This window comes from Dactylosporangium sp. NPDC005572 (assembly GCF_040605515.1).
GTDB lineage: Bacteria > Actinomycetota > Actinomycetes > Mycobacteriales > Micromonosporaceae > Dactylosporangium.
The window spans coordinates 1-12,566 of sequence record NZ_JBEXCY010000291.1; the positions used below are offsets into that span (position 1 = coordinate 1).

Annotated in this window: 10 protein-coding genes; 2 read left to right on the plus strand and 8 right to left on the minus strand. The window is 70.4% G+C overall.

Features of this window, described 5'->3' with window-relative positions:
• Positions 1–284: 284 nt before the first annotated feature.
• From ABZS66_RS56730 to lysS, 3 genes are all read right to left on the minus strand, one after another.
• Positions 285–2,825, minus strand: a complete 2,541-nt coding sequence (locus ABZS66_RS56730) for an ATP-dependent Clp protease ATP-binding subunit (protein ID WP_354772499.1) — start codon at positions 2,823–2,825, stop codon at positions 285–287.
• A gap of 387 nt (positions 2,826–3,212) precedes the next feature.
• Entirely contained in the window at positions 3,213–3,569 is a 357-nt protein-coding gene (locus ABZS66_RS56735; protein ID WP_354772501.1) for an Lsr2 family protein, read from the minus strand.
• Between the two features lie 89 nt (positions 3,570–3,658).
• Positions 3,659–5,176, minus strand: a complete 1,518-nt coding sequence (gene lysS, locus ABZS66_RS56740) for a lysine--tRNA ligase (RefSeq protein WP_354772503.1) — start codon at positions 5,174–5,176, stop codon at positions 3,659–3,661.
• A gap of 68 nt (positions 5,177–5,244) precedes the next feature.
• On the opposite strand from lysS, the gene ABZS66_RS56745 reads away from it, so the two are divergent.
• Positions 5,245–5,955 (plus strand): class I SAM-dependent methyltransferase, encoded by a 711-nt coding sequence (locus ABZS66_RS56745; protein WP_354772505.1) that lies wholly within the window; start codon positions 5,245–5,247, stop codon positions 5,953–5,955.
• Here the strand turns inward: ABZS66_RS56745 and ABZS66_RS56750 are convergent.
• Positions 5,952–6,713, minus strand: a complete 762-nt coding sequence (locus ABZS66_RS56750) for a type III pantothenate kinase (protein WP_354772507.1) — start codon at positions 6,711–6,713, stop codon at positions 5,952–5,954. The two genes, ABZS66_RS56745 and ABZS66_RS56750, sit on opposite strands and share 4 nt — an antisense overlap.
• Positions 6,714–6,779: 66 nt before the next feature.
• On the opposite strand from ABZS66_RS56750, the gene ABZS66_RS56755 reads away from it, so the two are divergent.
• The gene (locus ABZS66_RS56755; protein ID WP_354772509.1) at positions 6,780–8,630 is read left to right on the plus strand and encodes a hypothetical protein; all 1,851 of its coding nucleotides are present in this window, start codon (positions 6,780–6,782) and stop codon (positions 8,628–8,630) included.
• A 6-nt stretch (positions 8,631–8,636) separates the two neighbouring features.
• Here ABZS66_RS56755 and nadC read toward each other — a convergent pair whose 3' ends face one another.
• The 4 genes from nadC to ABZS66_RS56775 all read right to left on the minus strand — a co-directional run.
• A complete protein-coding gene (gene nadC, locus ABZS66_RS56760; RefSeq protein ID WP_354772511.1) occupies positions 8,637–9,518 on the minus strand; it encodes a carboxylating nicotinate-nucleotide diphosphorylase in 882 nt (293 codons plus the stop codon).
• Entirely contained in the window at positions 9,515–11,140 is a 1,626-nt protein-coding gene (locus ABZS66_RS56765) for an L-aspartate oxidase (RefSeq protein ID WP_354772513.1), read from the minus strand. Before ABZS66_RS56765 ends, nadC begins: the two co-directional genes overlap by 4 nt.
• Before the next feature lie 52 nt (positions 11,141–11,192).
• Positions 11,193–12,059: a septum formation family protein gene (locus ABZS66_RS56770; RefSeq protein WP_354772515.1), complete on the minus strand. Its 867-nt coding sequence runs from the start codon at positions 12,057–12,059 to the stop codon at positions 11,193–11,195.
• A 42-nt stretch (positions 12,060–12,101) separates the two neighbouring features.
• A partial coding sequence (locus ABZS66_RS56775) for a septum formation family protein (RefSeq protein ID WP_354772517.1) occupies positions 12,102–12,566 on the minus strand: 465 nt, incomplete at its 5' end.

Sequence of the window (12,566 nt, forward strand, 5' to 3'; positions counted from 1 at the left end):
AGAAACTCCACGAACTCCTCAGCAGGGACGTTGCAACCACCACTTGAAACCGCCCCCAGCAACCAGATGTTTCCCTGGATCATGAAGCAGGGGCCGGACACCGCGAGAACCGACGCCCGGCCACGGCAAGGCCCAGCGCGACGGGCACAACAACCGCGCGCCCGATCCGCGCGGGCAGACCAGCCGGCGGAACGAAAGAGGCCCCCGACCCGCGTGCGGGTGGGGGCCTCTCCGGCGTTAGTCGGCTACCGCGCCTCCGGGACGAGCCCGGAGGCGCCGGTGCGTCAGGCCGCCGAGGGCTCGTCCGTGGAGCCGCCGCCGGCCAGCTCGGCCGGGACCGCGTCCGGGACGGCGCCCGGACGGTCGGCGCCGTTGAAGACCAGCTTGGCCTTCTCGAACTGGGCCGGGTCGCCCTCGCAGTCGATGACCACGATCTGGCCCGGGCGCAGCTCGTTGAACAGGATGCGCTCGGACAGGGCGTCCTCGATCTCGCGCTGGATCGTGCGGCGCAGCGGCCGGGCGCCCAACACGGGGTCGTAGCCCTTGTTCGCCAGGAACTTCTTGGCGTTGTCCGTCAGCTCCAGACCCATGTCCTTGTTGCGGAGCTGGGTCTCGATCCGGGCGATCATCAGGTCGACGATGCCGAGGATCTGGTCCTGCATGAGCTGGTGGAAGACGATCGTGTCGTCGATGCGGTTGAGGAACTCCGGGCGGAAGTGCTGCTTCAGCTCGTCGTTGACCTTCTGCTTCATCCGCTCGTAGTTGGACTCGTTGTCCTCCGACGCCTGGAAGCCCAGCGACACGGCCTTGGCCACGTCACGGGTGCCCAGGTTGGTGGTCAGGATGATCACCGTGTTCTTGAAGTCCACGATGCGGCCCTGACCGTCGGTGAGACGACCGTCCTCCAGGATCTGCAGGAGTGTGTTGAACACGTCCGGGTGGGCCTTCTCGATCTCGTCGAACAGGACCACTGAGAACGGCCGCCGGCGAACCTTCTCGGTCAGCTGGCCACCCTCGTCGTAACCGACGTAGCCGGGAGGCGCACCGACGAGCCGGGACACCGTGTAGCGGTCGTGGAACTCGGACATGTCGAGCTGGATCAGCGCGTCCTCGGAGCCGAAGAGGAACTCGGCGAGCGCCTTCGAGAGCTCGGTCTTACCCACGCCGGACGGGCCGGCGAAGATGAACGAGCCGGAGGGGCGCTTCGGGTCCTTCAGGCCGGCCCGGGTGCGCCGGATGGCCTTCGAGACCGCCTTGACCGCGTCGTCCTGGCCGACGAGGCGCTTGTGCAGCTCGTCCTCCATGCGCAGGAGGCGGGCCGTCTCCTCCTCGGTCAGCTTGTAGACCGGGATGCCGGTCCAGTTCGCCAGGACCTCGGCGATCTGCTCGTCGTCGACCTCGGACACGACGTCGAGGTCGCCGGCCTTCCACTCCTTCTCCCGCTGCGCCTTCTGGCCCAGCAGCTGCTTCTCCTTGTCGCGCAGCTGCGCGGCCCGCTCGAAGTCCTGCGCGTCGATCGCGGACTCCTTGTCGCGGCGCACCTGAGCGATGCGCTCGTCGAAGTCACGCAGGTCTGGCGGCGCGGTCATCCGGCGGATGCGCATCCGGGCGCCGGCCTCGTCGATCAGGTCGATCGCCTTGTCCGGCAGGTAGCGGTCGGAGATGTAGCGGTCGGCGAGGGTCGCCGCAGCCACCAGGGCGGCGTCGGTGATCGTCACCCGGTGGTGCGCCTCGTAGCGGTCGCGCAGGCCCTTGAGGATCTCGATGGTGTGCGCCAGCGACGGCTCACCCACCTGGATCGGCTGGAAGCGCCGCTCGAGCGCGGCGTCCTTCTCGAGGTGCTTACGGTACTCGTCGAGGGTGGTCGCACCGATCGTCTGGAGCTCGCCGCGGGCCAGCATCGGCTTGAGGATGCTCGCCGCGTCGATCGCGCCCTCGGCGGCACCCGCACCGACGAGCGTGTGGATCTCGTCGATGAACAGGATGATGTCGCCGCGGGTGCGGATCTCCTTGAGGACCTTCTTCAGCCGCTCCTCGAAGTCACCGCGGTAGCGGGAGCCGGCGACCAGCGCACCGAGGTCGAGCGTGTAGAGCTGCTTGTCCTTGAGCGTCTCGGGCACCTCGCCCTTGACGATCCGCTGGGACAGCCCCTCGACCACGGCGGTCTTGCCCACGCCGGGTTCGCCGATGAGGACCGGGTTGTTCTTGGTCCGGCGGGACAGCACCTGCATGACCCGCTCGATTTCCTTCTCCCGGCCGATGACCGGGTCGAGCTTGCCCTCGCGGGCGGCCTGGGTGAGGTTCCGGCCGAACTGGTCGAGCACGAGGCTCGTGGACGGCGCCGCCTCGCCCGGGGCACCGGTGCCGGCGGCGGCCGGCTCCTTGCCCTGGTAGCCGGAGAGCAGCTGGATGACCTGCTGGCGGACCCGGTTGAGGTCTGCGCCGAGCTTGACCAGCACCTGGGCGGCCACGCCCTCACCCTCCCGGATCAGGCCCAGGAGGATGTGCTCGGTGCCGATGTAGTTGTGCCCGAGCTGCAGCGCCTCGCGCAGTGACAGCTCCAGCACCTTCTTGGCGCGTGGCGTGAACGGGATGTGCCCGCTCGGCGCCTGCTGGCCCTGGCCGATGATCTCCTCGACCTGCTGGCGGACGCCCTCCAGCGAAATGCCGAGGCTCTCGAGCGCCTTGGCCGCCACGCCCTCACCCTCGTGGATGAGGCCGAGCAGGATGTGCTCGGTGCCGATGTAGTTGTGGTTGAGCATGCGGGCTTCTTCCTGCGCCAGGACGACAACCCGTCGTGCTCGGTCGGTGAACCGCTCGAACATCCCTGCTCCTCACGTGCCGTGTCCGTCGCCGCCGCTCCTGTGCGGAACCCCCCGGGGAGGGGATCGCCACGCGAAGCTCTGTCGGACGCCAACGTGACCGTGCCATCACTCTATCGCCGCGGACCGACACATTGCGGGTGTGCAGCATTGCCGCACCCCACGGTCGGAACACGTCATGGGTGTTGCCTACCCTCCGGGCACCGCGTGTACCCGGTGCTTTTGCCCAACGCTCGCATCCCGGAGCCTGTTCCTGCAGCCCCGGCCGTACGCCAAGAGCGAAATCCCGGTCCACGACACAGCACCCACCGTAATCAAACCGTTACGATGGGTGCGGCCCGCGCAAGGAGTAAGCAAAACGAACGCTCAGGACGAAACGGTCAAGCGGCGCTATCGGCCCGCTTCGGCGTTATAACGGTCGACGATTTCCTGCTTGATCCGTCCACGGTCGGACACCGGGATGCCCTTGTTCTGTGCCCATTCCCGAATCGCCTTGTTCTGCTCGCGGTCGGCGGCTGCGCCGCCCCGCCCGCGCGCAGTGGCCGCACGACCGCCCACGACGACCCCACCCCGGCCGACCTTGGTCCCGGCGCCCATGTACGGACCGAAGGCATCGCGCAGCTTCGACGCGTTCTTCTTGGACAGGTCGATCTCGTACTGAACGCCGTCGAGCGCGAACTTCACGGTCTCGTCGGCGTCCCCGCCGTCGATGTCGTCGACCAGCACGTGGATGGTCCGCTTGGCCACTGTCGTTTTCCCTTCGAGGAAGTCCGCCCCGTGTTGTGCGAATGCAAGATAACGCAATATGGGACGTCCCCGTCAACGGTACGCCGAAACTACTCCGGTCGCACCAGCGGAAAGAGGATCGTTTCCCGAATGCCGAGCCCGGTGAGCGCCATCAGAAGCCGATCGATTCCCATGCCCATCCCACCGGTCGGCGGCATTCCGTACTCCAGCGCGCGCAGATAGTCCTCGTCCAGTTGCATGGCGTCCGGATCTCCCTTGGCCGCCTGCACCGACTGCGCGACCAGCCGCTCGCGCTGCACGACCGGGTCGACCAACTCCGAGTAGGCCGTCGCCAGCTCGAAACCCTGCACATACAGATCCCACTTCTCGGTCACGCCGGGCGTGCTGCGGTGCGAGCGGGTCAGCGGTGCCGTCTCCTCCGGATAATCGCGCACGAACGTCGGCGCGATCAGGCCCGGTACGACGAGCTCCTCGAACAGTTCCTCGGCGAGCTTTCCGGGGCCCCACTTCGGGTCGGCCCGGACGTCGTGCTTGTCGGCCAGCTCGGCCAGCCGGGCCAGCGGCGTCTGCACCGTGACCTCCTCGCCGACCGCCTCGGAAAGCACGCTGTAAAGCGACACACTGCGCCACTGGCCGCCGAGGTCGAACTCGGTGCCGTCGGAATGGCGCACCACGTGACTTCCGGTCAGCGCAACCGCCGCCGACTGCACCAGCCCGCGGGTGAGGTCGGCCATGACGTCGTAGTCGGCATAAGCCTGGTACACCTCCAGCATCGCGAACTCCGGCGAGTGCGACGAGTCGATGCCCTCATTGCGGAAGTTGCGGTTGATCTCGAAGACACGCTCGATGCCGCCGACCACGCAGCGCTTCAGGAATAGCTCGGGAGCGATACGGAGGTACAAATCCGTGTCGAGCGCATTGCTATGTGTGACGAATGGCCGGGCAGCTGCACCGCCATGCAGCAACTGCAACATGGGTGTTTCAACCTCGAGAAAGTCGAGGCCGTGCAGGGTGTCGCGCAACGCGCGTACCACGGTGGCCCGGGTGCGTACCATTTCCCGGGCCTGCGGGCGGACGACCAGGTCGACATAGCGCTGGCGGACCCGGCTCTCCTCGCTCATCGGCTTGTGCGCGACCGGCAGCGGCCGCAGCGCCTTCGAGTTCATCTGCCAGGTGTCGGCGAGCACGGACAGCTCGCCGCGGCGGCTGGTGATGATCTCGCCGGTGACGCCCACGTGGTCGCCGAGGTCGACCAGGCGCTTCCAGTCCTCAAGCGCCTCGGCGCCGACCTTGTCCAGCGACAACATCGCCTGCAGCTCGGTGCCGTCGCCGGCCCGCAGGGTGGCGAAGGCCAGCTTGCCGGTGTTGCGCACGAAGATGACCCGCCCGGCCACCGCGGCCGTGTCGCCGCTTGCGGTGTCGGTGGGCAGGTCGCGGTACCGCTCCCGGATCTCCGCGATCGTGGCGGTGCGCGGGAAGTCGACGGGATAGGGCTCCCGCCCCTCCTCCAGCAGCCGGCTCCGCTTCTCCCGGCGGATCTTCATCTGCTCAGGCAGCTCGGAAGACTCGGCGAGGTCGAGGGCGAGGTCGGGAGCCTGGTCGGTCACGGCGCAACAAATCCTTCGAGGAGAAAGGGCTGGGAATCCCCCAGAGCCTACTTCGGTACCGTTGGCCGGTGGATTTCGCAGCACACGCCTCATCGTTCGGAGCCGCCGCCGACCTCTACGACCGCATCCGGCCGCAGTATCCGGTCGAGGCGCTCCGGTGGGCCATCCCCGACAAAAGCGACATCGTCGATCTGGGCGCCGGCACCGGCATCCTCACCCGCCAGCTCCGGGCCCTGGGCCATCGCGTGATCGCGGTCGAGCCGGACGACAAGATGCGGGCGCAGATCGACGGCGATGCCCGCGCCGGCAGCGCGACCGGGATCCCGGTCGAGGACGCCACGCAGGACGTCGTCACGGCCGGCCAGGCCTACCACTGGTTCGCGACCGAGGAGGCCCACACCGAGATCGCCCGCGTGCTGAAACCAGGTGGGTCCTTCGTCCCGATCTGGAACGTCCGCGACGAGTCCGTCCCCTGGGTCGCCGACCTGTCGGCGGTCTTCGACGGCCACCGCGGCCGCGAGGCCCTGGACGAGCGCTTCCTGCCGGAGAGCCAGTTCGGCCCCCGCTTCGGCGCCGCCGAGCTGCGCGAGTTCGCGTGGAGCGCCACGCACACCGCCGACTCCCTGGTCGAACTGGTCCGCTCGCGCTCGTACTACCTCGTCTCCGACGAGCCCACCCGCAGCAAGCTCGAGCACGAGGTCCGGGCCCTGGTGCAGGAGCAGGGCGACCGGTTCGAGCTGCCCTACGTCACCTACGCCTACCGGGCCCGAAAGCTCTAGGTGTTGCGGTCGAAGATCAGCCGGAGCCCGATCAGCGTCAGCATCGGCTCGTGGTGGGTGACCGTCTGGCACTCGCCGATCACGATCGACGCCAGCCCGCCGGTCGCCACCACGGCCTTCACGCCGCCGCCCAGCTCCGCCGTCACCCCGCGAACCACCCCGTCGACCTGGCCGGCGAAGCCGTAGACCACCCCGGACTGCAGGCACTCGACCGTGTTCTTGCCGATCACCCGCGGCGGCTTGACCAGCTCGACCTTCCGCAGCTGCGCGGCCCGGTCGGCGAGCGCGTCCACGGAGATCTCGATCCCGGGCGCCAGCACGCCGCCGAGGAACTCCCCGCGGGCCGACACCACGTCGAAGTTCGTCGACGTCCCGAAGTCGACCACGATCGACGGCCCGCCGAACAGGCTGTACGCGGCGAGGGTGTTCGCCACCCGGTCGGTGCCGACCTCCTTCGGGTTGTCGATCGCCAGCTGCACGCCGGTGCGCACACCGGGCTCGACGATCACCGTCGGGACGTTCCCGTAGTACCGCTGCAGCATCGTGCGCAGCGAACGCAGCGCCGCCGGCACGGTCGAGCACGCCGCGATACCGGTCAGTGACACCGCGTCGGTGGCGAGCAGGCCGCGGTACAGCAGGCCCATCTCGTCGGCGGTCGCCCGGGCGTCGGTCTTGATCCGCCACGAGTGGACGATCTTCTCGCCCTCGAAGGTGGCGAGCACTGTGTTCGTGTTTCCGATGTCGATGCACAGCAGCACGTCGGAAGCGTAACCAAAGGGGCGCCCGGCTCACCCTCACGGCGACTCATCTAACATCCCGAGCCAATGGCCGCACTGCTCGCACTACTGCCGCTGGCGACTCTCCTCTCCGCCGCGGTGGTGCTGCGCCCGCGCGACGAGGAGACCCCCCAGCGACACCGGCTGGCCATCATCCGGGCGGCGCTCGCCGTCGGGGCCGGCGCGGTGCTCTCGGTCGAGCTGCTGTCCCTCGCCGGCGCGATCGCCCGCGGCCCGGTCATCGCCCTGTGGGCGATCGCCGCCGTGGTCACCGGCTACCTGGCCTGGCGCCGCCGTCCCGCGGACTGGCAGGCTCCGTGGCCTCCGCTATACCTCGGCATCCCGGTCGCCCTGCTCGTCCTCGCGGAGCTGGTGCTGGCCCTCGCCTCGGCGCCGAACAACTTCGACTCCAACAGCTACCACCTGCCGAAGATCGAGCACTGGATCGCGAACGGCGACGTGGACAACTACGCCACCTTCCAGATCCAGCAGATCATCCTGGTGCCCGGCGCCGAGTTCCTGCTGCTGCACCTGCGGCTGCTCACCGGCGGCGACGGACAGTTCAACCTGCTGCAGTGGGGCGCCGGCCTGCTCGGCGCGGTCGCGCTCTCCCGCTGCGCGGCCCAGCTCGGCGCCGGCCGCGTCGGCCAGTGGCTGGCGGCCGCCGTGTTCCTCACTGCCCCCGCCGTCGTCCTGGAGTCCACCAGCACCCAGAACGACCTGGTCGTGGTGGCCTGGGTGACCTGCGCGGCCACGATCGCGCTGAACAAGTCGGACAAGATCGCCGACGTGCTGGCGCTGGGCGCCGCGGCCGGGCTGGTCACGGTGACGAAGTCGACCGGCCTCATGGCGCTGGCCCCCGTGCTGATCTTCTGGGGCGTCTCCCAGATCCGCAAGATCGGCAGGGTCGCCGCATACTCGGGCCTGGTCGTCGCCTCCATGCTCCTGCTCGCCGGCCCGTCGTTCCTGCGTGTCCACGACGCCTTCGGCTCACCCCTCGGCCCGGAGGACTACCGCGTCGGCCTGTCCGCCCAGCGCCACGACCCACCGGCCATCCTGGTCAACGGCCTCAGGCTGGGCGCGTCCACGCTGCTCACGCCGGTACCGGCGGTCAACGAGGCGGTCGGCAAGGCCGTCATCGGGGTCGCCCACCTGGTCGACGTCGACCCGAACGACCCGGCCATCACCCAGTGGAAGAGCGTCTTCCCCGGCACCCGCTGGAAGCCCGACGAGGACCGCTCGCCGTACCCGATCCAGTCGGCCCTCGTGCTGCTCGGGCTGGCCGTCGGCCTGTTCAACCGGCGGACCAGGTGGTACGCGGTCATGGTCCTCGGCGCGTTCCTGCTCACGGCCGCGGTCGTCAAGTGGCAGGACTGGGGCAACCGGCTGATCCTGCCCGCGTTCGCTCTGGCCGTACCCCTGGCCGGCGTCTGGCTGGAGCGCATCTCCAGACGGAAGATCGTCGCCGCCGGCGTCGCCCTCGTGATGGCCGCCGCGTTCGCGCACGCCGCCGCGGCCGTGCTGCTGGGCCAGCCCCGCCGGCTGATCGGCCAGGGGTCGGTCTTCACCATCGACGACTGGCAGGAGCGCTTCGCCCGGATGCCCGACCAGGCCGCGTCCTACCGCACGGCGATCGACGAGGTCCGGGCCTCCGGGGCGCGGCGGGTCGGTCTGGTGGTCGAGGGCGACCTCTGGGAGTACCCCGTCCAGATCGAGCTGCCGGACACCGAGCTGGTGTCGCTGCTGACCGGTATCCCGACCGTCCCGGCGGCCAGCGTGTTCACCGTCGATGCCGTCATCTGCTTCTCGAGCGCCGACCTGTGCCGGCGCGCAGTGCCGGCGGACTGGCAGTACCGCCAGATCGACGCCCTCGTCGCGACGGCCTTCCCACCCGCTTAAGCCTGGTCAGTGGTGCTGGCGCAGGTCCATGGCGATGTCCAGGATCGGCGAGGAGTGGGTCAGCCCGCCGACCGAGAGGTAGTCGACGCCGGTCGCCGCATACTCGGCCGCCGTCTCCAGCCGCAGGTTCCCGGTCGCCTCCAGCTCGGCCCGCCCGCCGACCGCCGCCACGACCTCCCGCAGCAGCTCCGGCGGCATGTTGTCGAGCAGCAGGAAGGTGGCCCCGGCGGTGACCGCCTCGACCGCCTCGCCGACCGTGGTGACCTCCACCTGCACCGGCACGTCCGGGAACGCCGCCCGCACCCGCTCGTAGGCGGCGGTGATCCCGCCGGCCGCCAGCTTGTGGTTGTCCTTGATCATGGCGACGTCGTACAGGCCCATGCGCTTGTTCGTGCCGCCGCCGGCCCGCACCGCGTACTTCTCCAGGATGCGCAGCCCGGGCGTGGTCTTGCGGGTGTCGAGCACCAGCGCCTTGGTGTCGTGCAGCAGCACGGCCCAGCGGTGGGTGTGGGTCGCGACGCCGGACATGCGGCAGATCAGGTTCAGGGCGGAGCGCTCGGCGGTGAGCAGCGCCCGGGTCGGCCCGTGCACGCTGAGCAGCACGTCGCCGCGCGAGACGACGTCGCCGTCGCGCCGGCGCACCTCGACGGAGACCGCGTCGGAGACGGCCTCGAAGACCGCGGCGGCCACGGCCAGGCCGGCCACCACGCCGTCGGCCCGGGCGACCAGGTCGGCGTCGTCGGTCTGCTCGCCGGGGATCGTCGCCACGCTGGTGACGTCGAGCCGGTCGGGGCCGAGGTCCTCGGCGAGCGTGCGCTCCACGATCTCCGCGACGGCGGCCGGGTCGAGCCCGATCTTCCGCAGTGCGGCCTCGGTCTCCAGTCTCACGCTTCCTCCCAGGTCTCGGTCAGGGCGCCGGCGTCGTCGAGGGCGGCGCGGAAGTGCCCCCGGAACACGTCGCTGGCGTCGGGGAAGTCCTCGCGCCAGTGGCAGCCGCGGGTCTCGTGCCGTTGCGCCGCCGCGCCGACGAGCGCGCCGGCCACGGTCAGCAGGTTCGTCGCCTCCCAGGCGGCGACGTGCGGGGTGGAGCGGTCGAGCGCGAGCTTGGTGAGCGCCTGTGCGGCCTGGTCCAGGGACTCGGCGCTACGCAGTACCGAAGCATGGGCCGACATCGCGGCCTGCAGCGGCTGGCGGATCGCCGGATCGGCCGACCACGCCGGCCGCTCGACCGGCACCGGCTCGGCCTGCGGCGGCAGGTCACGGGCGATGTCCTCGGCGATGCGGCGGGCGAAGACGAGGCCCTCCAGCAGCGAGTTCGACGCCAGGCGGTTGGCGCCGTGGACGCCGGTGCAGGCGACCTCGCCGCACGCGTACAGCCCGCGGATCGAGGTCCGGCCACGCAGGTCGGTGCGCACCCCGCCGGAGGCGTAGTGGGCGGCGGGCGACACCGGGATCAGGTCGGTCACCGGGTCGACGCCGGCGGCGCGGCACGAGGCGACGATCGTCGGGAAGCGCCCCTCCAGGAACTCCCGGCCCAGGTGGCGCGCGTCGAGCCAGACGTTGGCGGTGCCCTCGGCCCGCATGACCCGGTAGATGCCCTTGGCGACGATGTCGCGCGGCGCCAGCTCGGCGAGCTCGTGCCTGCCGACCATGAACCGGTTGCCGTCGCCGTCGCGCAGGTACGCCCCCTCGCCCCGCAGCGCCTCGCTGACCAGCGGCTGCTGCGAGTCGCGGTTGTTCAGCGCGAGCGCGGTCGGGTGGAACTGCACGAACTCGACGTCGGTCACCGCCGCGCCGGCGCGCAGCGCGAGCGCGACCCCGTCGCCCGTGGACACGATCGGGTTGGTGGTCGCGGCGAAGATCTGCCCCATGCCGCCGGTCGCGAGCACGACGGCCCGCGCGAGCACCGCCCCGACGCCGTCCTCGGCGCCCTCGCCGAGCACGTGGAGGGTCACCCCGCAGGCCCGCCCGTCGGCGTCGGTGAGCAGGTCGAGCACCAGGGCGTGCTCGATGAGCCGGATCCACGGGTCCCGGTGCACGGCGGCGTGCAGCGCCCGCTGTACCTCGGCGCCCGTCGCGTCGCCACCGGCGTGGATGATGCGGTTCGCGTGGTGGCCGCCCTCCCGGGTCAGCATGAGCGACCCGTCGGTGTTGCGGTCGAACTCCGCGCCCCAGCGGATGAGCTCCCGCACCCGCGTCGGCCCCTCCCGGACCAGCACCTCGACGGCCTCCGGATCGCACAGCCCGACGCCCGCCACCAGCGTGTCCTGCGCGTGCGCCTGGGGCGTGTCGAGCGGGTCGAGCACGGCGGCGATCCCGCCCTGCGCCCAGCGGGTCGACCCGTCGTCGATATTGACCTTGGTGACGACGGTGACGTGAAGGCCGGCCTCGCGCAGGTGCAGCGCGGCGGTCAGCCCGGCGACGCCCGACCCGATGACTACGACGTCGGTCGGCTCCGCCCATCCGGGCTGCGGCCCGGCAAGTCGGCGTGGCACGCTCGGCAATGTCATCCCTACAGTCAACATCACCCCTCCGTTCGGCGGGCCGTGATAATCGTCGCCTCTACGCCAGGGGCAGCGGCGCCAGCCCGAGTCCCTTGACGGTCGCCTTCAGCGGCTTGCCGCTCATGAGATAGCAGGTGAAGGCCTGGTCGCTGCCGAGCCACTCGGACGCGGTCTTCGGCCCGACCGACCCCGGCGCGAGATCCTCCCGTGTCCCGTCCTCGGGCAGCCCGAGGTAGTGCAGCCCGAGCGTGGTGCACCCCTTGGCGCTCGCGGACCGCACGGCGGTCTCGTCGAACGGCGCCTCGGCCGGCGTGATCGTGTAGACCCCGGAGTACTCGCCGTCGTGGGCCTCGGAGCACGCGACGTACCGCAGCTGCTCCCCGGTGCGCCTCACGCAGGCGATGGCGAGGTCGGCGCCCTTCAGCGCGCCCTTGAGCGAGCTCTTGCGGCCGACGTACCCGTCGGCGGTGGGCCCGCTGACCTCGGCGACCGCGCAGGCGAAGAACCCGTCGCCGGCCGGCTTGATCCAGGAGGCGACGATCTGCACCCGGTTCTCGTGCCATCCGCCACCCAGGAAGATCGGCCCCTGCACGAGACAGGCCCGCCGAGCCTGCGCGTAGAGCAGGTTCTCGGTGAGCTTGACCTCCTCCCCGCGGGCCTTGTCGTAACGGTGCAGCAGGTCCTCGCTGACCTGGTCGACGTGGAAGACCTCGACGGTGTGCTCGGCCGCGCAGTCCACGGCGCCACCGGCCCACGGGAAGGCGGCCTGCGCCCCGGCGGCGTCGACACCCCAGCACGACCCGACAGCGGGCGCCCCGGCCGGCGGCGTCGTGGGAATGTCCCGCCCCCGGTCGCGGAAGATCCACCACGCCCCGCCCGCCAGCAACACCACCACGACCGTGATGAGCACCACCCGCTGCTTCATGAGGAAGCAGTGTGCCCTACCGACGGGTAACAAGCCAGCGGGTCAGACCGGGGCGTTGCCGTTGCCCTTCAGGGAGCGGCCCACCGACAGCTTGCCCTCCAGCATCAGGTAGCAGCGGGCCGAGCGGTCCCCGTACTCCCAGCGGGTCTCCTGCGCCGTCGACCAGGCGAAGCTCAGCTGCTGGTTGGTGTCGAACTGCGCCTCGGTCAGGCCCAGGAACTTCGCCACCAGCGACTTGCACCCCGGCTGGAGCAGCGACCGCCGCGCGCCGACGTCGGACGGATACGGCCGGGCGTCCGGCGAGAAGAACGTCCCCACGTACTCGCCGTTGTGCTGCTGCTCGCACGTGATCGGCACGAAGTCGTCGATGAAGCCGTCGCTGTCGGTCTTCACCGACACGCAGCCCAGTGCGATCGGCCGGCTGCCGTCCAGCGTGTCCTTCAGCGACGACTTCCGGGTGAAGACCGTGCCGTTGTCATCGCTGACCTCGATCAGGTCGCAGCGGAA

Excerpts from the sequence above, each read along its gene's own strand:
- ABZS66_RS56765 (WP_354772513.1), bottom strand. The coding sequence starts at position 11,140 with ATGACATTGCCGAGCGTGCCACGCCGACTTGCCGGGCCGCAGCCCGGA.
- ABZS66_RS56730 (WP_354772499.1), bottom strand. The coding sequence starts at position 2,825 with ATGTTCGAGCGGTTCACCGACCGAGCACGACGGGTTGTCGTCCTGGCG.
- ABZS66_RS56755 (WP_354772509.1), top strand. The coding sequence starts at position 6,780 with ATGGCCGCACTGCTCGCACTACTGCCGCTGGCGACTCTCCTCTCCGCC.
- ABZS66_RS56770 (WP_354772515.1), bottom strand. The coding sequence starts at position 12,059 with ATGAAGCAGCGGGTGGTGCTCATCACGGTCGTGGTGGTGTTGCTGGCG.